This is a genomic window from Thermomonas flagellata (genome assembly GCF_022419185.1).
In the GTDB taxonomy this organism is placed as follows: Bacteria; Pseudomonadota; Gammaproteobacteria; order Xanthomonadales; family Xanthomonadaceae; genus Thermomonas; species Thermomonas flagellata.
On the sequence record NZ_JAJOZK010000012.1, the window covers coordinates 20,390 to 45,789 of the forward strand.

A 25,400-nucleotide genomic window follows, 5' to 3' on the forward strand; every position below is an offset into this window, starting at 1 on the left:
ATGGCGCGCAAGGGCATCGTGCTGGCCGGCGGCTCCGGCACCCGGCTCTATCCGATCACCCAGGCGATCAGCAAGCAGCTGCTGCCGGTGTACGACAAGCCGATGGTGTACTACCCGTTGAGCGTGCTGATGCTGGCCGGCATCCGCGAGGTGCTGGTGATCAACACCCCGCACGAGCAGGCGCTGTTCCAGCGCCTGCTCGGCGATGGCAGCCAGTGGGGCATGCGCATCGAATACGCGGTGCAGCCGCGCCCGGACGGGCTGGCGCAGGCGCTGCTGATCGGCCGCGAGTTCCTCGCCGGGGCGCCGTGCTGCCTGGTGCTGGGCGACAACATCTTCCATGGCGACGGCCTGACCGCGCTGCTGCAGCAGGCGGACGCGCGCCGCCACGGCGCCACCGTGTTCGGCTACTGGGTGCGCGATCCGGAGCGCTACGGCGTGGCCGAGTTCGATGCCGAGGGGCGGGTGGTGGGCCTCGAGGAGAAACCGGCGCGCCCGAAGTCGAACTACGCCGTGACCGGGCTGTACTTCTACGACGGCCGCGCCAGCGACTTCGCCGCGCAGCTGGCGCCCTCCGCGCGCGGCGAGCTGGAGATCACCGACCTCAACCGCCGCTACCTCGAGGACGGCAGCCTGCACCTTCAGACCATGGGCCGCGGCTTCGCCTGGCTCGACACCGGCACCCACGAGTCGCTGGTGGAGGCCGCAAGCTTCATCGAGACGATCGAGAAGCGCCAGGGCCTGCGGGTGTGCTGCCCGGAGGAGATCGCCTACTTCAACGGCTGGATCGACGCCGAGCGCCTGCGCGCGCTGGCGCAGCCGCTGGCCAAGAACGGCTACGGCCAGTACCTGTTGTCGCTGCTGGAGCACGGGCGGATCGCATGAAGCTGCACGCGACCCGCCTGCCCGAGTGCGTGGTGGTCGAACCGGCCGTGCACGGGGATGACCGCGGCTGGTTCTACGAGGGCTGGAACGCAGAGCGCTTCCGTGCGCACGGCCTGCCGGGCGCCTTCGTGCAGCACAACGTCAGCCGCTCCCGCCGCGGCGTGCTGCGCGGGCTGCACTACCAGTGGCCGCAGCATCCGCAGGGCAAGCTGGTCAGCGTGCTGGAGGGCGAGGTGTACGACGTCGCGGTCGACATCCGCCGCGGCTCGCCACGCTTCGGCCAGCACGCCGCGGTGCTGCTGTCGGCGGACAACCACCGCCAGTTCTGGATCCCGCCCGGGTTCGCGCACGGGTTCCTGGTGCTGAGCGAACACGCCACCTTCAGCTACCTGTGCAGCGCGCCGTACGACCGCGCCAATGACCGCGCGCTGCGCTGGGACGATCCGCAGCTGGCGATCGACTGGCCGCTGGCCGAGGTCGCGCTGTCGGCCAAGGACGCCGCGGCGCCGGCCCTGGATGCGGTCGATCCGGGGTGGCTGCCGGATTATCCGGGCGCATGAGGCTGCTGCTGCTCGGCGGCAACGGCCAGGTGGGCCGCGAACTGCGGCGCACCCTGCCGGCGCTGGGCGAGGTGGTGGTGGCCACCCGCGACGGGCGCGAGGCCGACCATGCCGCGGACTTCACCCGGCCGCAGGCGGTGGCCGCGCTGGTGGACGCGCTGAGGCCGGACGTGGTCGTCAACGCCGCCGCCTACACCGCGGTCGACCGCGCCGAGAGCGAACCGGCGCTTGCGTTCCAGGTCAATGCCGAGACCCCGGCCGCGGTCGCCGCCGCGTGCGCGCGCCACGGCGCGTGCCTGCTGCACTACTCGACCGACTATGTGTTCGACGGCTTGGCCAGCCGGCCCTACCGCGAGGACGACCCGACCGCCCCGACCGGGGTCTACGGCGCCAGCAAGCTGGCCGGCGAGCGGGCGATCGCCGCCAGCGGCGCGCACCACTTGATCCTGCGCACGGCGTGGGTGTACGCCGCGCACGGCCACAATTTCGTGCGCACCATGTTGCGCCTGGCCGACGCGCGCGAGGAACTGCGGGTGGTGGCCGACCAGGTCGGTTGCCCCACGTCGGCGGCCTGGATCGCGCAGGCCACGGCGCAGGTGCTGCAGGCGCGGCCCGCCGAATCCGGCCTCTGGCACCTGGCCTGCGCCGGGCAGACCAGCTGGCACGGCTTCGCCAGCGCGATCGTGGCCGAGGCGCACGCGCGCGGCCTGCTGGCGCGGGCGCCGCGGGTGGTGGCCATCCCCAGCGCCGACTACCCGACCCCGGCGCGGCGTCCGCCGTGGTCGGTGCTCGATACCGGCCGCCTGCAGCGCAGCTTCGGCATCCAGCCGCCGGACTGGCGCGTCGCGCTGCGGCCGGTGCTGCGCGCGCTCGCCGCGGCCTGAGCCTCAGCCCGCCGCGGCGGCGGCCGGCGGCGCGCCGAGCAGGCGCGCCTTCAGGCGCAGTGCCGGGCGCTCCACCAGGAACCACGAACCGGTGGCCAGCCCCAGCGCCAGCAGGCTGGCCCACAGGGTGTTGTGCCACGGCCCGCCGGGGGATGCGGTCTGCACCAGCTGCGCCGCCGGCCAGCCGTACAGGTACAGCCCGTAGGACAGATCGACGTGGCGGATGCGCGGCCAGCGCGGCACCAGCGCCAGCCACAGCGTCCCGTAGCCGACCAGCGCGAAATAGACCGCGGCGAAGGCCGGGGTGCCGCGGGCGAGCGCGGCCAGCGCGAGCAGCCCCAGCAGCGGCGCGCCGCGCAGCTGCACCCGCGCGCGCAGCACCCACAGCAGGGTGCCGGTGGCGAAGAACGCGGTGCACCAGGCGTAGTTGGCCAGGTGGTCCGGCAGCGGGCGCCGCCACCAGGCGATGCCGGCCAGCGTGGCGATTCCCAGCAGCCACAGCGGCAGGTAGCGGCGCGGCGCGAGCAGCCCGGCGAGGGCGGCCAGCAGCAGGGCCAGGTACAGCCGCGCCTCGACCGGCAGCGTCCACAGCGAGCCGTTGACCGCCGGGTTCGGCAGCCCGTCGAACACCCCGGGCAGGAAGTAGCGGCTCGACCACAGGCTGGCATTGACCCACAGGTAGTCCCAGGTGCGCGGGTCGCGCCAGTAGCCCGGATCGGTGGTCAGCAGCGGGCCGAGCACCAGCACGCTGAGCGCCACGCACACCGCCAGCCCCGGCAGCAGGCGCAGCGCCCGCGCCAGCAGGTAGGCGCCGGGCCGATGGCGCTCCAGGCTGGCGGCGATCAGAAAGCCGCTGATCACGAAGAACACGTCCACCGCCAGCGCGCCGGCGAACTTGGTGCCGGTGAGCAGCGCGACCATATCCCCGCCGGGCGTGCCGGTGATCGCCCAGGCATGGCCGTGGATCACCAGCCAGGCGGCCACCAGGCGCAGCAGGTTGAAGTTGTTGCCGCCGCGCCGCCAGGCGTCGGCGAGGGTCGGGGCAGGGCGGGCGATGGCGGCGGGCATCGGCGCATTGTGCGGGCGGCGTGTGGCGCGTGCGCAGGTTGTGACCGGCAGCGCGGATTTCGCGCGGGCGCAGGGCTAGGGTCGCAGTCGCGTGCAGGCCGCAGGTGCCTGCGCACAGGGGGCGCGGCGGCGCCGGGGACGCAGGCCGGACGGGAGACGGACATGGGCATGCTGGACGTGCTGCGCGGATGGCTGGGCGGTGGGCGAGGCACCGCGCAGGCACCGCAGGTGCAAATGCTGGTGGACAACGTGGGCGAGGCGCATGCCCCGGACGAGATCGACGGGCTCGACTTCAGGAAGGCGATCGATGCCCACGTGCACTGGAAGCAGCGGTTGCAGGCCGTGATCGAGGGCCACAGCGCAGAGAGCCTGGATGTGGCCACGGTCGCGCGCGACGACCGCTGCGTGCTCGGGCAGTGGATCCACGGTGCCGGCCGCGTCAGCCACGGCCACCTGGCGCAGTTCGCGCAGCTGCGCGAGCACCATGCGGACTTCCACGTGTGCGCGGCGGCGGTGCTGGCGGAGGCGCAGGCCGGCCATGTGCAGGAAGCGCAGCGGCAACTGGGTGGGCAGTACGCGCGCGCGTCCGAGCAGGTCAAGCACGACCTGATCCGGCTCTACCTGGCGCTGACCAAGATGCCTTGAGCGGGCATCGCCGGGGGCGGCCGCCAGCACCAGTGCCAGGGCTCGTAGGCGATCCCGTGCGGATTGCCGCGCGGGTAGCTGAGGGTGAACCCGTGCGCCGGCGCATGTGCCTGCAGCCAGGCGAAGGCGGGCGTGCGCTCGAACGCCTCCTCGGCCGGGGGCGCGCCGGGCGTGCGGATGTCCAGCGCGCAGCCGGAATGGTGCTCGGAGAACCCGGGCGCGGCATTGACCGAGAGGATCGCCTCCATCGCCAGCCCGCGCGCACGCTTGCGCGCGAAGATGCCGAGTTGGACGTCGTGGCTGCGGTAGCCGGAGAGCGCCTCCAGCACGATGCCGTCGGCTAGCGCCGCGGCCTGCATCCGATGCCAGGCATGCGCTGCCTGCGGATGCAGCCACAGCGGCCGCCGCCAGCGGTCGCGTCCGGCCAGCTGCAGCCAGTCCGGTTCCGGCACGGGGGCAAGTCCGCTGCGGGCGGCATAGCTCGCGGCATCCAGCCCGAGCGCCTGCAGGCGTGCCTCAAGGCCGTCCAGCGCCAGCGGCCGCGGTGGGCCGGAGGGCGCCGCCGGCAGCCCGGTCTCCGCAATGGCGCAGCGTAGATCGGGTGCCAGCGCGGCCCGCGGGAGCAGCGGTTGCACGCGGCCCTCCCCGTCCAACAGCGCGAGATAGCGGCGGTCCGCCTTGTGCCGCAGCAGCCAGCGTGCGCCGGAAAGCAGGCGTGCATCCGCGCCGCGGCGTGCACGCAGCAGCCAGGCCGGCCACAGTTCCAGCAAGCGCGTGTTGTGCAGTTGCCGTGGCAGGCTCATGCGCGCGTCGCGCCGGGCGCCAGTGCCTGCAGGCGCGCCAGCAGCGCGCCCGGATCGCCCACTTCCAGCAGCAGCCCGGGCTGCCCGCGCACCGGCAGCCACAGCACGCGCTCGCCGCCGGCGGTGGCGACGAACGCGCGGCGGCGGTCGCGCAGCAGGAAGTGCCCGCTCTGGATGCCGGGCAGGGCATAGCCGTTGAGCTTCAGCAGCGGCTTGAACGCGGTGTGCTCCGCCAGCCGCACTACCCGCGCGTGCGCGAGGTCGAGCTGCGCCAGCGCAACCCGGCGGTGGTAGAAGGTGGTGGCGATGTCCAGCGCCTCCGGCTCCAGCCGCAGGCGGTGCCGGCGCAGCGCGCGGTCGAGCAGGCACCAGAGCAGGCCGAGCACACCGAGGCCCACGAGGAACGCGCCGCGCGATCCACCGGCGGCCCCGGGGGCGAACTGGCCCGCCAGCACGACGACCAGCAGCGGCAGCAGCATCACCCCCGCCAGCCAGCGCCGTGCGCGGGGCCCCGGCGCGACCAGCTGCAGGCGCGGATCTTCACTCTCGGTGCTCATCGTGCGACCGAGGCCGGCAGGCATTGCCGGGTTCGGTGGGGACGTGCGGGGCGGTTCATTCGGGCTCGTCCTCGGCGGGAGTGCGTGGCGACGGCAGCCGCCCGGCCTTGCGCAGCGCGTCGCGCAGCACGTATTCGATCTGCGCGTTGAGGCTGCGCAGCTCGTCGTCGGCCCAGCGCTGCATCGCCGCGAGGACCGCGGCGTTGATGCGCAGCGGATAGGCTTTCTTCTCGCTCACGGCCTGACGCCGCTGGGTTCAGTACAGGGTGCCGGCATTGACGATCGGCTGGGTGGCGCGCTCGCCGCACAGCACGACCAGCAGGTTGCTGACCATCTGCGCCTTGCGCTCCTCGTCCAGCGCGACCACGCCGTTCTTCTGCAGCTCGGCCAGCGCCATCTCGACCATGCCCACCGCGCCGGCGACGATCCGCGTGCGCGCGGCGATGATCGCGTTCGCCTGCTGCCGCTGCAGCATCGCCTGCGCGATCTCCGGGGCGTAGGCGAGGTGGCTGATGCGCGCGTCCAGCACCTGCACGCCGGCGTCGGCCAGGCGCTCGGACAGCTCCTCCTGCAGGTGCTGCGAGACTTCCGCGGCATGGCTGCGCAGGGCGATCTGGCCGTCCTCGTGCTGGTCGTAGGGGTAGCGGGTGGCCATCGCGCGCAGCGCGGCCTCGGACTGGATGTGCACGAAGCTCTCGTAGTCGTCCACGTTGTAGACCGCCTCCGAGGCGTCCACCACCTGCCACACGATCACCGCGGCGATCTCGATCGGGCTGCCGTCCAGCTCGTTGACCTTGAGCTTGCCGGACTCGAAGTTGCGCACCCGCAGCGAGACCTTCTTCTTCGCGTAGAAGGGGTTGTTCCAGCGCAGGCCGCTCTGCTTGACCGTGCCCACGTACTGCCCGAACAGGCTGAGCACCGCCGCCTGGTTGGGTTCGACCATGTACAGGCCGCCCAGGCCGAGCGCACCGCCGATGCCCAGCACCGCGCCGAGCACGGCCTGCGGCCACAGGCCCGCCTGCAGGGCGGTCACCAGCAGCCAGGCGCCGATGCCGGTGGCGAGCAGCAAGAGCAGCAGCAGCGGAATGCCGGGCAGGGAACGCAGCGGGGTCTCTTTCATGGCGGCGGACCGGGGTGGGTGTGTGGATGAAAGATATCAGATTGATATTTGATTTTGTGGGACCCAGCGCCGGGCGCCGGCTCAGGGCGCCGGGTCCGGGCTCAGGTAGTAGATCGGGGCCGGCCGGAACTCGCCGCTGGCATACAGCCCGGCGCCGCCGGGGGTCCAGGCCAGGGCCTCCGCCTGCGGCAGCAGCGGCAGGGCGTGCACCTCCGGGGCGCGCGCGACCGCGCGGCCCCAGTCCTCGCCCTCGGCGCGGCGGTAGAACAGCACGTTGGCATAGGTCAGCACCGCCAGGGTGCGCCCGTCCGGGGCGAGGTCGGCGGCGGTGACCTGCGCGTACAGCCGCGCCAGCGCCGGATCGCGCCGGCGCAGCGCGGCGTCCGCCTGCGGCACGCCGGCCAGGCGGCCGATCCGGCGTGGCTCGAGGATCTGGCCCTCGGCGGCGCGCAGCGGCAGCACGAACAGTTCCGGTGGCTGCCGCTTCTTGGAGATCAGCAGCACCTGCCCGGCGGCGGCATCCACCGCGACCGCCTCGACGTCGCGCGGGCCATCCGGCCAGCGCGCGCGCAGGGTCCAGGCCGGGCGCAGGGTGCCGCTGCGCAGGCGCGCCGGCTCCTCCACTGCATGCAGCGCGATGCCGTGGCGCAGGCCGCCGTTGTCGCCGGTGTCGGCGACCAGCAGGTAGTCGCGCCCGTCGAGGGCGAAGGCGGCCAGGTCCTCCCAATCCACGTTGGCGATGCCGGCCAGATCAAGGCGCGCCAGCACCCGGCCGCGGGTGCTGATCGCGTACAGCCGCGCCGGGTTGCCGCTGTCGTTGTGCGCCCACAGCACGCCGGGATGCCGGCGCGACGCCGCCAGCCCGCTGATCTCGTCGAGCTCGGGATCGGTCACCAGCCCGGCCAGCCGCGCGAACGGCAGCGAGGGCGGCGAGCATCCCGCCAGCGGCCATGCCAGCACGAGCGCGAGCACGGCCGTCGGCAGCAGGCGCAGGCGGCGAGGGGGGCAGGCGGGCATCCGCGCAGGATGGCATGCGCGGCGGCGCCGGCACAGCCGGTCAGGGCGCGTGCGGCGGGCCGACCTGCAGCCGCCGCCAGCCGCGGCCGTCGAACCCCTCCAGCGGCTGGAACCGGCGCTTGTAGTCCATCTTCGGGTGGCCGGCGATCCAGTAGCCCAGGTACAGGTGGGCCTGGCCCTCGCGCCGCGCCCACTCGATCTGGCGCAGGATGGCCAGGGTGCCGAGCCCGCGCGCAGCGGCCTCCGGTTCGTAGAAGGTGTAGACCGCCGAGAGCGCATCGCCCGCGCGGTCGGTCACCGCCACCGCCAGCAGCCGGTGGCTGCCGTCCTCGCGCAGTTCGAGGAAGCGGCCGTCGTGCCAGCGCCCGACCAGGTACTGCTCGAACTCGGCCGCGCCGTGGTCGTCCATGCCGCCGCCGGGATGCCGCCAGCGCAGGTAGCGGCGGTACAGCGCCAAGGCTTCCGCGGTGCGCGCCGGCGCCACGATGCGCGCGTGCACGTCCGCATTGCGCGCCAGGCAGCGGCGCTGGCTGCGGTCGGGGCGGAACTCGGCGACCGGCACCCGCACCGCCACGCAGGCGCGGCAGCCGGCGCAGGCCGGGCGGTAGAGGATCTCGCCGGAGCGGCGGAAGCCCCAGGCCAGGGCCTGCGCATACAGCGCCGGCAGGCGCGGGTCGTGCGGGTCCAGCACCAGGTCGCGCGCCTCGCGTTCGGGCCAGTAGCCGCAGGCATGGCTGCCGGTGCGGAAGATGCGCAGAGCGTCGTGGTCGCTGCCCATGGGCGCAGGATAGCGCCCGCGGTTCAGGCGCGCGCAAGCCGTGCGGTCAACCGCCGCGGCGGCCTGCCGTTTGCAGGATCAGCTCCGGCGTGGGGCCGGACGCGAGGAGACCAACGACATGAAAGCAATGCCCCTGACGACGGCCGCGCTGGCGGCCATGCTGGCCTCTGGCCTCGCGCTGGCGCAGACCGCACCCGCCAGCGGCCCGCTGGCCAAGCTGGACGCCAACGGCGACGGCGTGATCGACCGCAGCGAGGCGGCCAAGGCCCCGCGCCTGGCCGCGCGGTTCGATGCGCTCGACCGCAACCACGACGGCAAGCTGGACGCCTCCGAACTCGCTGCGGCGCGTGCCGCCGCCGGCAAGCCCGGCATGCACCGCGGCGGCATGGGCGCGCGCTGGCAGGCGCTGGACGCGAACCACGACGGCCGCATCAGCCGCAGCGAGGCGCAGGCCGACCCGGCGTTCCTGGCGCGCTTCGACGTGCTGGACGTGAACAAGGACGGCTACGTCGACCGCACCGACATGCAGCTGCGCATGCAGCAGAAGCGCGCGGAATTCTTCGCCGCGGCCGACACCAACAAGGACGGCAAGCTGAGCTTCGATGAGTTCGTGGTCGAGCAGGGCGCGCGCCGGCAGGAGCGGATGGCGCAGTGGCAGCAGCGGGCGCAGGCCGCCGGCAAGCCGGCGCGCCCGGCGCCGGACACCGCGCAGCAGGTGCAGCGCGCGCGGATGCTGTTCGACCGCATGGACGCCAACCACGACGGCGTGGTGACCCGCGCCGAGTACGACGCGTTCCGGCCGGGAATGGGCAAGCACGCGGGCAAGCCCGCGGCCGGCGCGGCTCAGGGCTGACTGCGGCAAGACGCGTGCGCAGGGCGCGGGGCCGATGCGGGGCCCCGCGCCGCATGCCGGGCTCAGGGGGCCGCGGCGGCGGCCAGGATCTGCCAGTGGGTGCCCTCGCGGCGCACCGCCAGCCGCTGCGGCGGCGCATCGCCCAACTGCAGCTGCACGGTGCCTTCGCCGCTGCCGTCGGTCACGTATTCGCGGATGGCGAGCCGGGTGCCGGCGCCCTCCGGGCAGGCCGTCGCCGGGCGCGCGTCCAGCCCGGCCGCGGCCAGCGCCTGCGCCAGCCTGGCGCTGGGCGCGGCACCGTCGACCGTGAGGCACAGCGGCGGCGGCGCGGCGGCGGCGTGCGCGCGCTCGGCTAGCAGCAAGGCGAGCGCGGTCGGCACCTCGGCGCGGTAGGGCTGCGGGGATTCGATCGCCTCCGGCACCGAGCTCGGCCGCGCGGGCGCGGCCGCGGGCGCGGCCGCCGCGCGCGCAGGGGCCGGCGCGCGCCGGGTCTCGTACACCAGCAGCGCGATCACCAGCGCGATCAGCCCGAGCAGCACCAGGCGCACGCGGAACGCGAGGCCGCGCCGCGGGCGCGCCGGATCGGCCTCGGCGCGCGCGGATCGCGGCAGGTAGCTGTCGCGCCCCTCGCCCTCGCGGGTGCTCTCCAGCAGGCCGGCGGCGCGCAGCAACTGGCGCGCGCGCGGCTGGTCCTCGGCGCGCACCACCCACACCGCCGGCTGCGGGCGGTCGCTGTCCGCGCGCTCGCGGTAGCTGAACTGGCTGCGGCGGTTGCCCCGGTAGGAGCGGCCGTCGCTGATCCGCACTTCGATGCCTTCCGCGCGCAGCAGCTCGGCCACGGCCTCGACGTTCTCCAGGCGCTGGCTGCGGAACACCTGCCTCATCGCCGCGTGCTCACGGCGCCGCCGGCAGGACCCGGATCAGGCCTTCCTGCGCGGTGCTGGCCACCAGGCGGCCGTCGCGGTCGTAGATCAGCCCGCGCGCCAGGCCGCGGCCGCCCTGCGCGCTCGGGCTGTCGATCGCATACAGCAGCCACTCGTCGGCGCGGAAGCTGCGGTGGAACCACAGCGCGTGGTCGAGCGAGGCCATCTGCACGTTCGGCTGGTAGTAGCTGATGCCGTGCGGGAAAGTGGCGGTGCCGAGCAGGTGGAAGTCGCTGGCATAGGCCAGCAGCGCGCGGTGCAGTTCCGGGGCGTCGCCGACCCGCGCCGCCAGCCGGAACCAGACCTGCTGGTAGGGCGGCCGCCGCGGCGGGTCGAGCTCGTCGCGCGGGTACACGTGGCGGAATTCGAACGGGCCCAGGCGGTCGAGCCAGCGCTGGACCTTGATCGGCAGCTGCGCCAGGCGCTCCGGCGGCAGCGCCGGGGCCGGCTGCAGGTCCTCCGGGCGCGGCACCTCCGGCATCGACAGCTGGTGCTCGGCGCCGGCCTCGGCCTGCTGGAACGAGGCGGCGCAGAAGAAGATCACCTGCCCGTGCTGGATCGCGCTGACCCGGCGCACCGAGAAGCTGCCGCCGTCGCGGGTGCGGTCCACGTCGTAGACGATCGGCGCGTCGATGTCGCCCGCGCGCAGGAAATAGGCGTGCAGCGAGTGCGCCGCGCGCACCAGCGGCGGCTCCACCGTGGCCTGGGCCGCGGTCAGGGCCTGGCCGAGCACCTGCCCGCCGAACACGTACTTGGTGCCGATGTCGCGGCTCTGGCCGCGGAATAGGTTGTCCTCCAGCCGCTCCAAGGAGAGCAGGCCGATCAGCTCGTCGGCTTCGGAGGCGGGATCGCGGGCGGGGACGGCGGGCATGCGGGCCGCAGGCGGTCGGGGCGCGCAGTATAGCCGCGCCCCGCGCGCGGCCGGGGCGTCAGCCGGCGGGGCAGGCGGCGTCCCAGGCGACCTTGCCGGGCAGGCGCAGGAAGGCCTCGAACGGTCCCATCACGCCCATCGCCTCCATCTTCGGGCCGGTGAACTGCAGGCGGCCGAACATCATCGCCTTCATCGGCCCGTACTCGCCGGCGCCCATCTCCTTCCAGCGCTGGGTGGTGGCGTGCATGGTGTAGTCCACCGCGTAGTCGAGCTTGGGGTGCTTGACCGGGCCGCCGTACTCGCAGACCGCCTTGCCGTCGCGCTTGACGATCACCAGCTCGGTGGCGGTGGCGGCGCCGCAGTCGGTGCGGTAGAGGTGGATGGCCTTGTAGCCGCGGCCCTTGTCGTTGCTGATCCACTTGCCGAGGCCGTCGGTCAGGGTCGGGGTCTGGTTCCAGGCCTCGCAGGCCTGCTGGGTCCACTCCGGCGACATCAGCGGATGCGCGGCGAAGGCGGGTGCGGCAGCGAACACGAACAGCAGGACGGTCGGGGCGAGCAGGCGTGGCGACATCGTGGCCTCCGGGATGCCATACGGGGTGTGGTATGGCAGCCTTGCACGCCGCGGCCGGCGCGGCATCTGGCGATGCAGCATCAGCGATTGCTGAATTACGGCGCGGCTACGCCAGGGGCGTCCTGCCAGCGCCGCAGGCGCACCGCGGCGAGCACCTGCGGCCACGGGAACTGCGGCCCTGGGTCGCGCTTGCGGCGCACGCGCAGGGCGGGGTCGTCGCTGGCCGGCACTTCCTCGCGGTCGAGGTCCTCGTGCCCGGCGATCCACGCCAGCGCCGGCAGCCGCGCCTGCAGGTCGGCCAAGAGCGCGAGCAGGGCCTCCATCTGCGCCGGCGGGTAGGGCTCGTCCATCGCCTGGTGGCGGCTGTCCAGCCAGTCCGGCCAGCGCCCGCGGTTGACCAGTTCGATCCCGAGGCTGCGCGCGTTCCAGCCGCGCACGTGGTGGGCGCAGCGCTCGGGCGGCACGTACTCGAGGATGCGGCCGTCGCGGTCGATGTAGTAGTGCCCGCTGTTGCCGGTGCCACTGGGGTAGAGCACGCGCTCGCCGAAGCGGCGCGCGCTGGCCAGGTCCGGCAGTTCGGTGCAGTGGATCACCACGGTGTCGATCGCCTGCGGCGCGCGCGGGGCCAGCGCGTCCACGTAGGGCAGCCAGTGGCGTTCGATCGCGGGCGGCGGCATCAGCGGATGCTAGCATCCGCAGATGCCCGATCCAGCCCGCCCACGCGCCGCCGATCCCCTGCGCGACTGCCTGCCGCGCGCCGGCGAACTGCGCTGGATCGGGCTGCGCCCGGCGCGCGACGTGCCGATGCGCGAGGTCGCCGCGGCCGCCGCCACCGCCGGCGCCGGGCTGGATGGCGACCGCTACGCCGGCGGCAGCGGCCGGCGCGGGGTGACCCTGATCCAGGCCGAGCACCTGCCGGCGATCGCCGCCCTCGCCGGGCAGGCGCAGCTCGCGCCGGCACGGTTGCGGCGCAATCTGGTGGTCGCCGGCATCCCGCTACTGGCGTTGCTCGGGCGGCGGTTCCGGATCGGCGAGGTGTTGCTGGAAGGCACCTTGCCCTGCGATCCCTGTGCGCGCATGGAGGCCGCGCTCGGGCCGGGCGGCTACAACGCGATGCTCGGCATGGGCGGGCTGTGCGCGCGGGTGCTGGAGCCGGGCGTGCTGCGGGTGGGCGACCCGGTGCAGCCGGCATGAACGGCCACTGCATCCTCTCGCACGGCTTCGAGAGCGGCCCGGATGCGGCCAAGGTCACCGCGCTGGCGGCGGTCGCCACCGGCTTGGGCTGGACCTGCGAACGCCCCGACTACACCGACCTCGACGCCCGCCGCGAGGTGTCCGCGCTCGGCGACGTGCCGGCGCGGATCGCCCGCCTGCGCACGCTCGCGCGCGCCGCCGCCGCGCGCGGGCCGGTGCTGCTGGCCGGCTCCAGCCTCGGGGCCTATATCAGCGGCGTGGTCTCGCAGGAGGTCGCGGTCGCCGGGCTGTTCCTGCTCGCGCCGCCGGTGGCGATGCCCGGCGCGCCGCCGCTGCCGGCGGCCGCGGTGCCGCTGGCGGTGGTGCACGGCTGGCGCGATGAGTTGATCCCGGCGGAAGCCGTCGTCGCGTGGGCGCGCCCGCGGCGGGCGCAGCTGTTGCTGGTGGACGATGGCCACCGCCTGGCCGCGCATGTGCAGACCATCGCCGCAGCCTTTGCGGACTTCCTGCACGGGCTCGCGCCGGAGGGGAACCCCGGCGCCTGGCCATGGTCGGAGACCGCGCCGGATGCGTCTGCGGCGGCGCCTGCATGACGGCCGCGAGGCGGGCGGCGACGGCGCGCACGCGCAGGACTTTCCCATGATCACGGCGGCACGGACACGCCCCGAGGACGGCTCGGCAATGACCTTCTTCGCCTCCTGCGGCAAGGGCCTGGAATACCTGCTGGTGGACGAACTGCAGGCGCTCGGCTGCCGCGCCGCGACCGCGGCGGTGGCCGGGGCGCAGGCCAGCGGCGGCCTGGTCGAGGCCGAGCGCGCGGTGCTGTGGTCGCGCCTGGCCAGCCGCGTGCTGTGGCCGCTGGCGCGCTTCGACTGCGCCGATGCCGATGCCCTGTACGCCGGCGCGCGCGCGCTGGACTGGGCGACGCACGTGCCGCCGGGTGCGACCATCGCGGTGGATGCGCATGTCGCCGGCAACGGCCTGACCCACGCGCGCTACGCCGCGCAGCGGGTCAAGGACGCGGTGGTGGACCAATTGCGCGAGGCGCACGGCTGGCGGCCGGACGTGGATACCGAGGCCGCCGACGTGCGCCTGCACCTGGTGGTGCGCAAGGGCGTAGCGACCCTGTCGGTCGACCTCGGCGGCGGCCCGCTGCACCGGCGCGGCTGGCGTGCGCGCCAGGGCGAGGCGCCGCTGAAGGAGACCGTGGCCGCGGCGGTGCTGCTGCGCGGCGGCTGGCCGGCGCTGTACGCGCAGGGCGGCGGGCTGCTGGATCCGATGTGCGGCAGCGGCACCCTGGTGATCGAGGCGGCGCTGTGGGCGGCGGACGTCGCCCCCGGCCTGCAGCGCGGCGGTGGCCGCCCGCCGACGCGCTGGCGCGGGTTCGACCGGGCCGCCTGGGACGCGCTGTGCGCGGAGGCGCGCGCACGGGCCGAAGCCGGCCTGGTCGCGCTGCGACCCTGCCTGCACGGCAGCGACCGCGATCCGCAGGCGATCGCGCAGGCGCGCGCCAATGCCGAGGCCGCGGGCGTGGCCGCCGCGATCGACTGGCAGGTACGTGACGTCACCGACCTCATGCCGCCGCCCGAGGCGGTCGGGCTGGCCGCCAGCAATCCCCCGTACGACATCCGCCTGGCCGCCGACCCGGTGCTGTACCGCGCGCTCGGCGATGCGTTGCGGCGCGCGGTGCCGGCCTGGCGCGCCAGCCTGCTGTGCGGCGACGATGCGCTGGCGCATGCCACCGGCCTGCGCGCGCGCAAGCGCTATGTGGTCCACAACGGCCCGCTGGCCTGCAGCCTGATCGTGTGCGATCCCGTCGCGCCGCCGGCGCGCACCGCCGCCGCGGCGGCGCGGCCGCTGCCGGACGGGGCGCAGATGGTCGCCAACCGCCTGCGCAAGAACCTCGAGCGGCTGGCGCGCTGGCGCGCGCGCGAGGGCGTGGACTGCTTCCGCGCCTACGATGCCGACATCCCCGAGTACGCCGCCGCGATCGATGTCTACACCGCCGAGGAAGGCGCGACCTGGCTGCACGTGCAGGAATACGCGGCCCCCGCGGAGATCCCGCAGGCGCTGGCCGAGCGCCGGCTGAAGGAGCTGCTGCTGGCCGCGCGCGAGGTATTCGCGCTGCCGCGTGAGCAGGTCGCGGTCAAGACCCGGCGCACCGGCAAGGGCGGCGCCAAGTACGGCCGCTTCGACCACCGCGGGCAGCGGCTGTGGGTGCGCGAGGGCGCGGCGCGGCTGCAGGTCAACCTGTTCGACTACCTCGACACCGGGCTGTTCCTCGACCACCGCCCGCTGCGCGCGCGGATCGCCGCGGAGGCGCGCGGTCTGCGCTTCCTCAACCTGTTCTGCTACACCGGCGCGGCCACCGTGCAGGCCGCCCTCGGGGGGGCGGCGCAGACCACCAGCGTGGACCTGTCCGCGACCTACCTCGAATGGCTGGCCGGCAACCTGCAGGGCAACGACCTGGCTGGCCCCGCGCACCGGCTGGTGCAGGCGGACGTGCTGGCATGGCTGGCGGCCGACCGCGGCCGCTACGACCTGATCTTCTGCGACCCGCCGACCTTCTCCAACTCCAAGCGCGCGGCCGACTTCGACGTGCAGCGCGACCACGTGCGCCTGCTGCAGGCGGCGCTGGACCGGCTCGCGCCCGGCGGGGTGCTGTACTTCTCCAACAACTTCCGCCGCTTCCGGTTGCAGGCCGACGCGCTGTCCGGCGCCGCGATCGAGGACATCAGCGCCGCCACCATCCCGCCCGACTTCGCCCGCAACCCGCGCATCCACCGCGCCTGGAGGATCCGCCGCGGCGGATGAGGCGGCGCAAGTCCCGGCGGCTCAGCGCCCGCGCAGCCGCCCCAGCAGCCCGCCGGCGGCGGGGGCGGACGGCGGCGGGGTCTCGGCGACGACCACCTCGGCATTGCCGCAGGCGCGCTGGGCATTGACGAAGTCGGCCACCTCGTCCTCGCCGGTGCTGCTGGCGGCGGCGATCTCGGCCACCCGCGCCGGCCCCTTCATCATCGCGGTGGCGATCCGGAAGTGGCGCGGGTACTCGCGCTCGGTCTGCGGCCACTTGCGCAGGCGGAACAGGGTGTCGGCCGGGTGGCCGTCGAGCAGGCGGCCGTTGCCGGCGACCAGGCCGGCGAACCAGCGCAGGCGCTGCAGCGGCTGCGGCGGGCCGAGCGCGGCGGCGGCGTCCGCCCATGCGGCATCGTCCAGCGGGACGAACGCGGCGAGGTCGGCGGTCGCGCGCAGGGCGTCGGTCATCGGTTTGAGGGCCGTCGGGCCGTGCCACTGGCCGGCGCGCAGGTCGATCAGCAGGTGCAGCCCGTCGCCCAGGCGCAGCTGCACGCGCGGCGGCAGCCGGTCGCCGAGCAGCCAGGCCCACAGCGGGCGTGGGCCGGCGTCGTGCGTCGCCGGATCGGGAGCGCGATCACCGGCCGTGGTCGGCGCGGCGTCCGCCGCAGGGGCTTCGTCAACGACGGCCGGGGGAGGCGCAGCGGGCGCGGGCTCCCGCTCGGAGGCGTTGTCGGCCGGGTCTGTACCCGCCGGCATCGCTGCGCGCTCGGTGGTGGGTGGCGCGATGCCTGGGGGTGGCGAGCCTGCGGCGATCGCATGCAGCAGTGCGGCCAGCGCCTGCGCGGTCACCGGCCGCGGCAGGTGGAAGTCGGCCTGGGTCGGCCCGCGCGCGCTCAGGCCGATCACCTGCTTGCCGGCGGCGTGCAGCTTGAGCCAGCTCATCGGCCCGTACAGGCTGTCCATGTCCACCGCGACCAGCGCGGCGTCGTCGCCGCCGAGGGTCCAGTCCGCGTGCAGCTGCGTCGCCGCGGCGAACGCAGCGCGCACTTCCTCCGCGGTCGCTCGGTCCATGCCGGTGATGCCCAATGTCGCTGCCATGCTGCGCAATCCCCCTGAGGCGGCGAGTCTTGCCAATGGCGCGGCCGCGGTCAATCCGCCGCGGCGGGATTTTCCGTGCGTGCGGTCAGGGTTTTGCCGATCCGCTGCCGCGCGGGCACCGCTGCGCAGGCGCTCAGTGCCGGCGCGGGTGGTGCGGCAGCTGCGCCTTCAGGAAGGCCATCTGGTCGGCCAGGATGTTGCGGTTGGACAGGATCAGGTGCTCCACCCAGCTCGGGCGGTAGGGCACCGCCAGCAGCGGCATCCCCGCCTGCTGCGGGGTGCGGTTGCCCTTGCGCGAGTTGCACTGGAAGCAGGCCGCGACCACGTTCTCCCACACGTCGCGCCCGCCCTTGGAGACCGGCAGCACGTGGTCGCGGGTCAGCGCATGGCGCGGGAACTCGCGCCCGCAGTACAGGCACAGGTGCTGGTCGCGCGCGAACAGGGCCGGGTTGGTCAGGGTCGGGGTCGGCGCGACCGCGGCCGGGCGCACGTGGCCGCGCGCGGCGATGATCGGATGCAACTGCAGCACGCTGCGGCGCCCGCTGCGGCGGTTGATGCCGCCGTGCACTTCCAGGCAGGGATCGCCCAGGGTCCAGGCGACCGCGCCGCGCGCGTACAGGCAGGCGGCGTCCTGCCAGCTCATCCAGTCCAGCGCACGGCCATGGGCGTCGAGGGCAAGCAGGCGCAGGCCGGGCAGGCGGCCGGGCGCGGCGATCGCGGGTAAGGCCGCCTCCGCGGCATCGGCATCGGTCCCGGAGTGGAGCGGGCGCAGCGGGGCGTTCGCGGTCTCCATCGGGACACCAGCTTATACGCCATCGATGACGGTTTGGGTAGCGCGCGGGCGCCCCGTGCGCGGGCCCCGGCGGGACGGCCCGCCGAGGGCACGCCCGGGTCAGGCGTCGAAGGCCTCGGCCGCCAGCCCCAGGAGCGGCGCCGCGCCGGCCTCGATCGCGGCCTTGTGCGCCAGCGTGCGCGGCAGCAGGCGCGCGTAGAAGAACCGGGCGGTCTCGCGCTTGGCGTCCTTGAACGCCTGCGGGCGGGCGCCGGCGGTGGCGGCGGCCACCGCGCGCGCCCACCAGTAGGCCAGTACCACGTAGCCGGAATAAAGCAGGTAGTCGGTGCTGGCCGCGCCCAGCTCTTCCGGGTTGGACGCGGCCCGCTGCAGGATGTCGCGGGTGAGCGCGCCCCATTCGGCGCACTTGGCGCGCAGCGCCGGCAGGAACTCGGCCAGCGCGGGATTGGCCTCGTGCTGGCGGGCGAAGGCCTCCACCTCGGCCAGGAACAGCTTCAGCCCGGCCCCCTGGCTGGCGGCGGTCTTGCGCCCGATCAGGTCGAGCGCCTGGATCCCGGTGGTGCCTTCGTACAGGGTGGTGATGCGGGCGTCGCGCGCCAGCTGCTCCATGCCGTGCTCGTGGATGTAGCCGTGGCCGCCGTAGCACTGCAGGGCGTGGTAGGTGTTCTCGATCGCCCATTCGGTCAGGCAGGCCTTGGTGATCGGGGTCAGCCAGCCCACCAGGGTCTCGGCGCGCTCGCGCTCGCCGGGGTCGGCCGCCTTCTCCGCCTCGTCCAGCAGCGAATAGGCGCGCAGCGCCAGCAGCCGGCCGCCCTCGACCAGCGCCTTCTGGGTCAGCAGCATGCGCCGCACGTCCGGCTGCACGATGATCGGGTCGGCCGGCTTGTCGGGGCACTTCGGGCCGGACAGCGCGCGCGACTGCAGGCGTTCGCGCGCATAGCGCAGCGCGTTCTGGAACGCGCGCTCGGACAGCGCCAGGCCCTGCACGCCGACCCCGAGGCGGGCGGAGTTCATCATCACGAACATCGCCTGCAGGCCCTTGTGCGGCTGCCCGACCAGGTAGCCCTCGGCGCCGTCGAAGTTCATCACGCAGGTGGCCGAGCCGTGGATGCCCATCTTGTGCTCGATCGACCCGCAGCGCACTGCGTTGCGCTCGCCCACCGTGCCGTCGCGGCCGACCTTGAACTTGGGCACCACGAACAGCGAGATGCCCTTGGCGCCGGGCGGCGCGTCCGGCAGCTTGGCCAGCACCAGGTGCACGATGTTGGGGACGAGGTCGTGCTCGCCGGCGGTGATGAAGATCTTGGTGCCGGTGACGGCGTACTTGCCGTCGGCGATCGGTTCGGCGCGGGTCTTGAGCAGGCCGAGGTCGGTGCCGCAGTGCGGCTCGGTCAGGCACATGGTGCCGCTCCAGGTGCCGGCGACCAGCGGCTTGAGGAACACCTCCTTCTGCCAGTCCTCGCCGTAGCGCGAGAGCGCCTCGACCGCGCCGTGCGAGAGCAGCGGGAAATTGCCCCAGGCCAGGTTGGCGCCGTCGATCAGCTCGGTCATCACCCCGCCGATCGCTTCCGGCAGGCCCATGCCGCCGTGCTCGGGTGGGTTGGTCAGCCCGGTCCAGCCGCCGGCCACGAACTGCGCGTACGCCTCGCGGAAGCCGGGCGGCGTGGCCACCGCGCCGGTCTCGGGGTCGAACCGGCAGCCGGCCTCGTCGCCGACCTGGTTGAGCGGCGCCAGCACCGTCTCCACGAAGCGCGCGGCTTCCTCGAGCACCGCGTCCACCGTCTCGCGGCTGGCGTCGGCATGGCCGAGCGCCTGCCAGCGCGGGGGCAGGTCGAGCACGTCGTAGAGGGCGAAGCGCAGATCGTCCAGCGGGGCCTTGTAGCTGCTGCTCATGGGCAAGTCCGGTCGGAGGCGCCGGCGGGCGGCCGGCATGGGCCAAGCATACTATGGCGTATGGACAGGCGTGCGACACCCGCTCCCGGCCGCGCGCGCGGGCGTGTCGCGGCGCTCAGCGCAGCACGCCGGCCAGGCCCGGCACCGGCGACAGCGCGCTGGCCAGCTTGATGTCGTAGCGGCGGCTGTCGCCGCCCTCGGCGGCCGCCTCCACCGTCCCGGTCAGGGTGTAGCTCAGGCCCTGGCCGTCGGCCAAGGCGGTCGCCAGGCGCGCGCGTCCGGCCGCGGTCGGGGTCACCGTGGCCTGGACCACGTCCGCGGACTCCGGGCCGATGGTCAGGTCCGGGCGCGGCTGCAGGCGCGCGGCGAGGCCGTTGTCGAATGCCAGGGCGAGATCGGCGGCGGCAAAGCGCATCGCCACGCTGCTGTAGTTCTGCAGGCGCAACTGCACCTCCCACTGGCCGTCGCTGCGCACGCTCAGCTGCTGCACGCTGGCCGCCGGGGCCGACACCCGCCGCACCGGTCCGCCGCAGGCGGCCAGCAGCAGGGCACCGGCGACGGCGACCCACAGGGCGCGGCGCATGCTCAGTACCCCGCCGCGAGCGGATCGACCGGCTGCTCGCGGATGTAGGCGTCCTTGGCGGCGATGAAGGCTTCGGCCAGGCGGTAGGCCTCGCGGCCGAGGGCCTGGCGGGTCTCGTCGCTGGCATTGTCGAGGTCGTGCTTGCCGACCAGGGCGACGAACAGGGCGAAGGCGGTCTGGTGGATGTCCATGGGCGATCCGGCGGGTGGATGGACGGGGCGGCGCCACCTTACACCGGCGCGATGGCGGTGCGCAGCCCGTGCCATGGGCAAATGCCGGCCCGGGCGGGCGGCGCCGGGAGGCGGCCGCCGGCGTCATCCGCGCCGCGGGCGCGCGCGCACGGCCAGGTACACCGGCACCCCGGCCAGCAGCAGCACGCCGCCCCACAGCAGCGCGCGCATCCCGGTGCCGAGCAGCGCCCACAGCGCATAGGCCAGCGCCGCCGCCACCGCGAGCCGCGCGCCGCGCCCGGCGCGCGGGGTGAGCGCGAACCAGGCCGCCGCGGTCAGCGCATAGGGCACCAGCGCCGCGGCGGTGGTCAGCAGGATCGCGAACTCGAACAGCGCGACCAGGCTGGCATCGGCATTGGCCAGCACCAGCGCGCTGGCCAGCGCGCTGCTCAGTAGCAGCCCGGTGCGCGGCGTGCCGCGCGCATCGGTGCGCGCGAACGGCGCCGGGAACAGGCCGTCGCGCGCGGCTGCCAGCGGCATCTGCGCCTGCAGCAGCACCCAGCCGTTGAGGGCGCCGAGGCAGGACACCGTCGCCAGCAGGGCGACCCCGGTGGCGGCGGGCGCACCCCACAGCTGCGCGGCGGCGTCCGCCATCGGCGCGGCGGAGGCGCGCAGCTGCGCGGCCGGCAGCACGCCGAGCACCGCGGTGCAGGCGAGCAGGGTGGCGATCCCGGCCAACGCGACCCCGAGCAGGGTCGCGCGCGGCACCGTGCGGCGCGGATCGCGCACGGCCTCCGCCGGCACCGTGGCCGCTTCCAGCCCGAGGAAGGCCCACAGGGTCAGCGCCGCGGTGGCGGTGGCGACCTGCAGCAGCGGCTGCCCGCTCGGATTGAACGGCTGCAGCGCGCCCGCCTCGACCCGGGCCAGGCCGAGCACGCCGAACAGCAGCAGCGGCAGCAGCTTGAGCAGGGTCAGCGCGATCTGCGCGGCGGCGGCCTCGCGCAGGCCGGCGAGGTTGACGGCCGTGCACAGCCACAGCGCAGCTAGCGCGACCGCGGCCCCGTGCCAGGGCGCCGCGCCGACCCAGGGCCACAGCGCGCCGAGGCTGCCGGCGAACGCCACCGCCAGCGCGGCGTTGCCGGCCCAGTTGCAGATCCAGTAGCTCCAGGCCACCGCGAACCCGACCCCGTCGCCGAAGGCCAGGCGGGCGTAGGCATAGCTGCCGCCGGCGAGCGGATGCGCCTGCGCCAGCCAGGCATAGGTCAGCGCCAGCAGCAGCGCGCCGGCCAGGCTCAGGCCCCAGCCCAGCAGGCTGGCGGCGCCGTAGGGCGCGAGGGTCGCCGGCAGCAGGAAGACCCCGCTGCCGATCATGCTGCCCACCACCAGCGCGGTCGCCGCCCACAGCCCCAGCGGGCGGCGCGGGTTCACGCCGCGGCATCCGCGCGGTAGGCCGCGCGCAGCAGTTCGTGGAAATGGTGCACGCCGGTCTCGCGCAGCGGGTTCAGGCGACCCGGCACGTAGCTGCCGGAGGCCAGCCCGCGCTGCACGTCCTCGCAGATGCCGAGGTCCTCGTGCTGCACTTCGTCGCTGAAGGCGATGTCGGCCGCGCGCCGCGCCGGCGCCGCATCGGCGGCGTAGTAGCTGTCGAACAGCACCCGGCAGCGGTCCACGCCCAGGGGGATCACGGTATTGGTCTGCAGCCGGCCGGGCAGCACGTTGAGCATGGTGTTCGGCCACAGCCAGTAGTACAGCGCATCGCCGTTGCCGTACAGCGCCGGGTCGCTCTCCAGCGGGCTCCACTGCAGGCTGTGCCAGCGCGTCAGCTCGGTGCGATAGCTGCGGTAGTCCAGCAGCCTGTTGAGCCCCGGGTGCACGTGCGGGACGTGGTAGCCCTCGAGGTAGTTGTCCACGTACACCTTCCAGTTGCAGGCGATGTCGTAGGCCACCCGGTGGTGCCCGCCGTAGCCGGCCAGATCGCGCTCCGCGCCCAGCCGCGCGTCGATGCCGGCGATGAAGGCGTCGAAATCCGGCGCGCCGCTTGCCTCGATCGCGGCGAACACCAGCCCCTGCCAGACGCGCACCGCTAGCCGCGGCAGCCGCACGTCGGCCATCTCGAAGCCTGCCGCGCCCTGCATCTCGGGGGCCGCGCGCAGACGCCCGTCGAGGGTGTAGGTCCAGCCGTGATAGCGGCAGCGCAGCGCCTTCGCGCCGCGGCCGTCGCACTGTGCGATCGGGCCGGCGCGGTGGCGGCAGACGTTGTGCAGCACGTGGATCGCGCCGTCGTGATCGCGCACCGCCAGCACCGGCAGCCCGGCCAGGTCGGCCACCACGTGATCGCCCGGCTGCGGCAGCTGGCTGACGTGCGCCACCAGCTGCCAGCTGCGGTCGAAGATGGCGCGACGGTCGCGCTGCACCATTCCGGGATCGACGTAGAAACGCGCCGGCAGCGCGGTGGCGGTGGCGGGGGCCTGCGGGGCGAGGTCGGCGGCGTGCATGCCGGCGCGGCTCGTGGGTCGCCGCGGCTCAGCCCGGCGTGGCCACGCCGGCGCCGCGTGCGGCGGTCGCCGCGCCCGGATCCCAGCCGCAGGACTGGCCCGCGTTCTGCTGCTTGAGCCAAGCCTGCAGCGGCGCGAAGTACTCCAGCAGCGGGCCGGCGTCCATGCGCGGGCTGCCGGTCAGCTCCTGCAGGGTCTGCTGCCAGGGCTGGCTGGCGCCCTTGGACAGCATCGCCCAGTACTTCTCACCGGCCGGCTTGCTGCCGTAGAAGCTGCACTCGTACAGCGGGCCCTTGTAGCCGGAGGCGTCGCACAGCGCCTTGTAGAACTGGAACTGCAGGATGTGCGAGAGGAAGTAGCGGGTGTAGGGCGTGTTGCCCGGCACGTGGTACTTGGCGCCGGGGTCGAAGAACTCCTCGCCGCGCGGGGTGGCCGGCGCCACGCCCTGGTACTTGGCTTTGAGCGCCCACCAGGCGCGGTTGTACTCCCCGGGCTTGATCGAGCCGTCGAACACGCCCCAGCGCCAGCGGTCGATCATCAGCCCGAACGGCAGGAACGCGACCTTGGCCAGCGCCATCCGCATCTGCGCGTTGATCAGCGCCTGCTGGCTCTGCTGCTGGGCGCCGACCAGCCCGACCGAATGCAGGTAGGCCGGGGTCATGGCCAGCACGATGGTGTCGCCGATCGCCTCGTGGAAGCCGTCGTGCGCGCCGGACTGGAACAGCGGCGGCTGCTTGTTGTAGGCGAGGTCGTAGTAGACGTGGCCGAGCTCGTGGTAGATGGTGGTCAGCTCCTCCTCGCTGGGCACGATGCACATCTTGGTGCGCACGTCGCCCTGCATGTTCATGTCCCAGGCGCTGGCGTGGCAGACCACCTCGCGGTCGAGCGGCTTGATGAACTGCGACTTCTCCCAGTAGCTGGCCGGCAGCTTGGGCATGCCGAGCGAGACGTAGAAGTCCTGCGCGCGCTCGGTCATGCGCTTAGCGGTGTCGAGCGCGGCGGCGCGCTCGGCCAGGAACTCGCGCGCGGCCGGGGTGCCGCCGGGGTCGGGCAGGTGCTGGCGCGCGCGCGCGAGGTCTGTCTGCGCCATCGCCTGCAGCGCCGCGTTCACGTCCAGGCTGCCGGCGCCCGGGTAGGGCTGCAGCAGGTCCCACAGGTTGCCCCAGTCCTGCTGCCACAGGTTGCCGAGCAGGTGCGCCGGCAGCATGCCGCCGGCGACCTCGCCGCGGTCCTTGCCGTAGCGCGCGTCGAGGCGGCCGCGCACGTAGCAGTGCAGCTGCTCGTACAGCGGCTTGACCTGGTCCCACAGGCGGTCGGTCTCGGCCGCCAGCTGCGCCGGCGGCATGTCGTAGCCGGCGCGCCACAGCTCGCCGGCGTCGGCATAGCCCATGTCGCGCGCGCCCTCGTTCACCAGCTCCACGAAGCGTGCGTAGTCCTTGCGCATCGGCACGCTGATGGTGTGCCAGCCCTGCCAGGCCTGCAGCTGGGCATCGTAGTCGCGGCTGCTGGCCAGCACCTGGCTGAGCTGGCCGATGTCGCGGCAGGTCTTGTTGGCGCCCTCGCCGGTGCAGTAGCTGCCGGCGCCGTACATCCCCTCCATGCGGGTGGCGATGCGGGTTAGTTCCTCCAGCTTCTTGGGGTCGCGCGGGGCCGGCATCGCGGTCATCAGCCGCAGCAGCTTGATCTGGCGCGCGGTCTGCGGCGACATCGGCTGGCCGTCGTAGCGGTGCGACTGCGCGATCCACTCGTTCAGGCGCGCCAGCCAGCGCTCGTTGGCCTTGGCCGCGACCAGCTCGCTGTCGCTGTTGATGTAGGTGCTCGACAGCCACTGCGCGGAGTTGAGCTCGGCGTACAGGGCGCGGAATTCGTCATTGACGCGCGCCACGAACTGGTCGGCGGTCTCGCCCGCGGGCGGCGCGCCGGCGGTGGCGCCGGCCGCGGGGGCGTGCTGGCGCGAGCAGGCGGCGAGGGTCAGGCCGGCGGCGACGGCGAGGGCCAGCAGGGCGGGGCGGGACGGCATGGGGTGGATCCGGTGCGGCGCGCTGGGCGCGGGACGGCAAGGCTAGACCCGGCGCGCGCGCGCCGGCAAGTTCATACCGGTAGGCAGAGCCGGCGCGCGGCGTCCACCAGGCCCTGCTGCTGCAGCCAGGCCCAGGCCGCCTCGGCGTCGTGCTCGAGGTAGGCGCGCGCCGAGCCGAGGCGGAAGGTATAGCCCCAGGCGTCCATGTCGGCCAGGATGCGCGCCGCGCCGACCCCGGGCAGGGCGTCGCCGAGCAGCACCTGCAGCACGCACACGGCGTCCTCCTCGGCCACCGAGTCGGTGGCGTCGGTGTGCACCGCGGCGCGCCGCGGCGGCGGCAGCACGATCAGGTGCGCGGCTTCGTGCAGCAGCGAGTGCAGCGGGGTGTCGGCGCGCGCGTACACCGTGCCGCCGATGATCCCGGCCTCGGGCTCGCCCCAGTAGCTGCCCGGGATCGGCGCGCCGTCGGCGACCACCGCCAGGGCCAGGCCGTAGCGCGCCAGCAGCGCCGCCACCGGCGCCGCGTCGACCGCGCCCAGCCGCAGCACCGAGGCGGCGGGCTCAGGCGCCGGGGCGGGCATCCGGCAGGGCGACCGAGATGTCGAGCACGTCGTGCTCGCCGTCCTTGACCACGTCCACCTTCACCGCCTCGGCGTCGACCGCGACGTACTTGCGGATCACCTCGAGGATCTCGCGCCGCAGCAGCGGCAGGTAGTCGGGCGCCCCGGCCGAGCTGCGTTCCTGCGCGATGATGATCTGCAGGCGGTTCTTGGCGGTCTGCGCGGTGTTCTTCTTGGGCCGGAGGAAGTCGAAGATCGGCATG

Annotated in this window: 27 protein-coding genes and 3 pseudogenes; 9 read left to right on the plus strand and 21 right to left on the minus strand. The window is 74.3% G+C overall.

Features of this window, described 5'->3' with window-relative positions; genetic code table 11:
* From rfbA to rfbD, 3 genes are read left to right on the plus strand one after another with little or no spacing between them, the layout of a single operon-like run.
* Entirely contained in the window at positions 1 to 885 is an 885-nt protein-coding gene (gene rfbA / locus ML340_RS10975) for a glucose-1-phosphate thymidylyltransferase RfbA (protein WP_240099677.1), read from the plus strand.
* Positions 882 to 1,445, plus strand: coding sequence for a dTDP-4-dehydrorhamnose 3,5-epimerase (gene rfbC / locus ML340_RS10980; protein ID WP_240099586.1), 564 nt, complete (start codon positions 882 to 884; stop codon positions 1,443 to 1,445). The genes rfbA and rfbC overlap by 4 nt, the downstream gene beginning before the upstream one ends.
* Complete coding sequence (gene rfbD / locus ML340_RS10985; RefSeq protein WP_240099588.1) at positions 1,442 to 2,329, plus strand: dTDP-4-dehydrorhamnose reductase; 888 nt, start codon at positions 1,442 to 1,444, stop codon at positions 2,327 to 2,329. The genes rfbC and rfbD overlap by 4 nt, the downstream gene beginning before the upstream one ends.
* 3 nt (positions 2,330 to 2,332) lie before the next feature.
* Here the strand turns inward: rfbD and ML340_RS10990 are convergent, their stop codons facing one another.
* The gene (locus ML340_RS10990; RefSeq protein ID WP_240099590.1) at positions 2,333 to 3,397 is read right to left on the minus strand and encodes an acyltransferase family protein; all 1,065 of its coding nucleotides are present in this window, start codon (positions 3,395 to 3,397) and stop codon (positions 2,333 to 2,335) included.
* Positions 3,398 to 3,559: 162 nt separating this feature from the next.
* Here ML340_RS10990 and ML340_RS10995 point away from each other — a divergent pair, with 162 nt between their 5' ends.
* Positions 3,560 to 4,042, plus strand: a complete 483-nt coding sequence (locus tag ML340_RS10995; protein WP_240099592.1) for a CZB domain-containing protein — start codon at positions 3,560 to 3,562, stop codon at positions 4,040 to 4,042.
* Here the strand turns inward: ML340_RS10995 and ML340_RS11000 are convergent.
* The 6 genes from ML340_RS11000 to ML340_RS11025 form a co-directional block, all read right to left on the minus strand.
* The gene (locus tag ML340_RS11000; RefSeq protein ID WP_240099594.1) at positions 4,015 to 4,845 is read right to left on the minus strand and encodes a M15 family metallopeptidase; all 831 of its coding nucleotides are present in this window, start codon (positions 4,843 to 4,845) and stop codon (positions 4,015 to 4,017) included. The two genes, ML340_RS10995 and ML340_RS11000, sit on opposite strands and share 28 nt — an antisense overlap.
* Positions 4,842 to 5,402 carry a hypothetical protein gene (locus ML340_RS11005; RefSeq protein ID WP_240099596.1) on the minus strand — a complete coding sequence of 187 codons (561 nt, stop codon included), beginning with the start codon at positions 5,400 to 5,402 and terminating at the stop codon, positions 4,842 to 4,844. The genes ML340_RS11000 and ML340_RS11005 overlap by 4 nt, the downstream gene beginning before the upstream one ends.
* A gap of 55 nt (positions 5,403 to 5,457) precedes the next feature.
* Positions 5,458 to 5,640, minus strand: coding sequence for a type II toxin-antitoxin system antitoxin (locus ML340_RS11010; protein ID WP_240099598.1), 183 nt, complete (start codon positions 5,638 to 5,640; stop codon positions 5,458 to 5,460).
* A gap of 18 nt (positions 5,641 to 5,658) precedes the next feature.
* Positions 5,659 to 6,522, minus strand: a complete 864-nt coding sequence (locus ML340_RS11015) for an SPFH domain-containing protein (RefSeq protein ID WP_240099600.1) — start codon at positions 6,520 to 6,522, stop codon at positions 5,659 to 5,661.
* Positions 6,523 to 6,603: 81 nt separating this feature from the next.
* On the minus strand, positions 6,604 to 7,539 hold the full coding sequence (locus ML340_RS11020) for an SdiA-regulated/phytase-like domain-containing protein (protein ID WP_240099602.1): 936 nt from the start codon (positions 7,537 to 7,539) through the stop codon (positions 6,604 to 6,606).
* Positions 7,540 to 7,579: 40 nt separating this feature from the next.
* Positions 7,580 to 8,317: an arginyltransferase gene (locus ML340_RS11025; RefSeq protein ID WP_240099604.1), complete on the minus strand. Its 738-nt coding sequence runs from the start codon at positions 8,315 to 8,317 to the stop codon at positions 7,580 to 7,582.
* Between the two features lie 118 nt (positions 8,318 to 8,435).
* Between ML340_RS11025 and ML340_RS11030 the strand changes: the two are divergent.
* Positions 8,436 to 8,942, plus strand: a pseudogene (locus ML340_RS11030) (EF-hand domain-containing protein); the annotation flags it as partial.
* 108 nt (positions 8,943 to 9,050) lie between these two features.
* A pseudogene (locus ML340_RS11035) lies at positions 9,051 to 9,170 on the plus strand (hypothetical protein); the annotation flags it as partial.
* A gap of 62 nt (positions 9,171 to 9,232) precedes the next feature.
* Here ML340_RS11035 and ML340_RS11040 read toward each other — a convergent pair.
* The 4 genes from ML340_RS11040 to ML340_RS11055 all read right to left on the minus strand — a co-directional run bounded on the left by ML340_RS11040 (position 9,233) and on the right by ML340_RS11055 (position 12,212).
* A complete protein-coding gene (locus ML340_RS11040; protein ID WP_240099606.1) occupies positions 9,233 to 10,054 on the minus strand; it encodes a hypothetical protein in 822 nt (273 codons plus the stop codon).
* 10 nt (positions 10,055 to 10,064) lie between these two features.
* Positions 10,065 to 10,964: an acyl-CoA thioesterase gene (locus ML340_RS11045; RefSeq protein ID WP_240099608.1), complete on the minus strand. Its 900-nt coding sequence runs from the start codon at positions 10,962 to 10,964 to the stop codon at positions 10,065 to 10,067.
* Positions 10,965 to 11,022: 58 nt separating this feature from the next.
* Positions 11,023 to 11,535 (minus strand): SCP2 sterol-binding domain-containing protein, encoded by a 513-nt coding sequence (locus ML340_RS11050; RefSeq protein WP_240099610.1) that lies wholly within the window; start codon positions 11,533 to 11,535, stop codon positions 11,023 to 11,025.
* Between the two features lie 95 nt (positions 11,536 to 11,630).
* Positions 11,631 to 12,212: an N-acetylmuramoyl-L-alanine amidase gene (locus ML340_RS11055; protein ID WP_240099612.1), complete on the minus strand. Its 582-nt coding sequence runs from the start codon at positions 12,210 to 12,212 to the stop codon at positions 11,631 to 11,633.
* A gap of 22 nt (positions 12,213 to 12,234) precedes the next feature.
* Between ML340_RS11055 and ML340_RS11060 the strand changes: the two genes are divergently transcribed.
* The 3 genes and pseudogenes from ML340_RS11060 to rlmKL all read left to right on the plus strand — a co-directional run bounded on the left by ML340_RS11060 (position 12,235) and on the right by rlmKL (position 15,543).
* Positions 12,235 to 12,729, plus strand: a complete 495-nt coding sequence (locus ML340_RS11060; protein WP_240099614.1) for an MOSC domain-containing protein — start codon at positions 12,235 to 12,237, stop codon at positions 12,727 to 12,729.
* Positions 12,726 to 13,247: pseudogene (locus ML340_RS11065) on the plus strand (alpha/beta family hydrolase); the annotation flags it as partial. The gene ML340_RS11060 and the pseudogene ML340_RS11065, both read left to right, overlap by 4 nt.
* Before the next feature lie 163 nt (positions 13,248 to 13,410).
* Entirely contained in the window at positions 13,411 to 15,543 is a 2,133-nt protein-coding gene (gene rlmKL, locus ML340_RS11070; RefSeq protein WP_240099616.1) for a bifunctional 23S rRNA (guanine(2069)-N(7))-methyltransferase RlmK/23S rRNA (guanine(2445)-N(2))-methyltransferase RlmL, read from the plus strand.
* Positions 15,544 to 15,564: 21 nt separating this feature from the next.
* On the opposite strand, the gene ML340_RS11075 is transcribed toward rlmKL, so the two are convergent.
* From ML340_RS11075 to minE, 10 genes are all read right to left on the minus strand, one after another.
* Positions 15,565 to 16,596: a hypothetical protein gene (locus ML340_RS11075; protein WP_240099618.1), complete on the minus strand. Its 1,032-nt coding sequence runs from the start codon at positions 16,594 to 16,596 to the stop codon at positions 15,565 to 15,567.
* 160 nt (positions 16,597 to 16,756) lie between these two features.
* Positions 16,757 to 17,416 (minus strand): HNH endonuclease, encoded by a 660-nt coding sequence (locus ML340_RS11080; RefSeq protein ID WP_240099620.1) that lies wholly within the window; start codon positions 17,414 to 17,416, stop codon positions 16,757 to 16,759.
* A gap of 99 nt (positions 17,417 to 17,515) precedes the next feature.
* Complete coding sequence (locus ML340_RS11085; protein ID WP_240099623.1) at positions 17,516 to 19,309, minus strand: acyl-CoA dehydrogenase C-terminal domain-containing protein; 1,794 nt, start codon at positions 19,307 to 19,309, stop codon at positions 17,516 to 17,518.
* A gap of 115 nt (positions 19,310 to 19,424) precedes the next feature.
* Positions 19,425 to 19,892 (minus strand): hypothetical protein, encoded by a 468-nt coding sequence (locus ML340_RS11090; RefSeq protein WP_240099625.1) that lies wholly within the window; start codon positions 19,890 to 19,892, stop codon positions 19,425 to 19,427.
* 2 nt (positions 19,893 to 19,894) lie between these two features.
* Positions 19,895 to 20,083, minus strand: a complete 189-nt coding sequence (locus tag ML340_RS11095) for a hypothetical protein (RefSeq protein ID WP_240099627.1) — start codon at positions 20,081 to 20,083, stop codon at positions 19,895 to 19,897.
* Positions 20,084 to 20,206: 123 nt separating this feature from the next.
* Positions 20,207 to 21,490, minus strand: coding sequence for an APC family permease (locus ML340_RS11100; protein ID WP_240099629.1), 1,284 nt, complete (start codon positions 21,488 to 21,490; stop codon positions 20,207 to 20,209).
* Entirely contained in the window at positions 21,487 to 22,557 is a 1,071-nt protein-coding gene (locus tag ML340_RS11105; RefSeq protein WP_240099631.1) for an aromatic ring-hydroxylating oxygenase subunit alpha, read from the minus strand. The genes ML340_RS11100 and ML340_RS11105 overlap by 4 nt, the downstream gene beginning before the upstream one ends.
* Positions 22,558 to 22,585: 28 nt before the next feature.
* Complete coding sequence (locus ML340_RS11110; protein WP_240099633.1) at positions 22,586 to 24,577, minus strand: M2 family metallopeptidase; 1,992 nt, start codon at positions 24,575 to 24,577, stop codon at positions 22,586 to 22,588.
* 71 nt (positions 24,578 to 24,648) lie between these two features.
* Positions 24,649 to 25,158 (minus strand): hypothetical protein, encoded by a 510-nt coding sequence (locus ML340_RS11115; RefSeq protein ID WP_240099635.1) that lies wholly within the window; start codon positions 25,156 to 25,158, stop codon positions 24,649 to 24,651.
* Positions 25,139 to 25,399: a cell division topological specificity factor MinE gene (gene minE / locus ML340_RS11120; RefSeq protein ID WP_240099637.1), complete on the minus strand. Its 261-nt coding sequence runs from the start codon at positions 25,397 to 25,399 to the stop codon at positions 25,139 to 25,141. Before minE ends, ML340_RS11115 begins: the two co-directional genes overlap by 20 nt.
* Position 25,400: the final 1 nt, after the last annotated feature.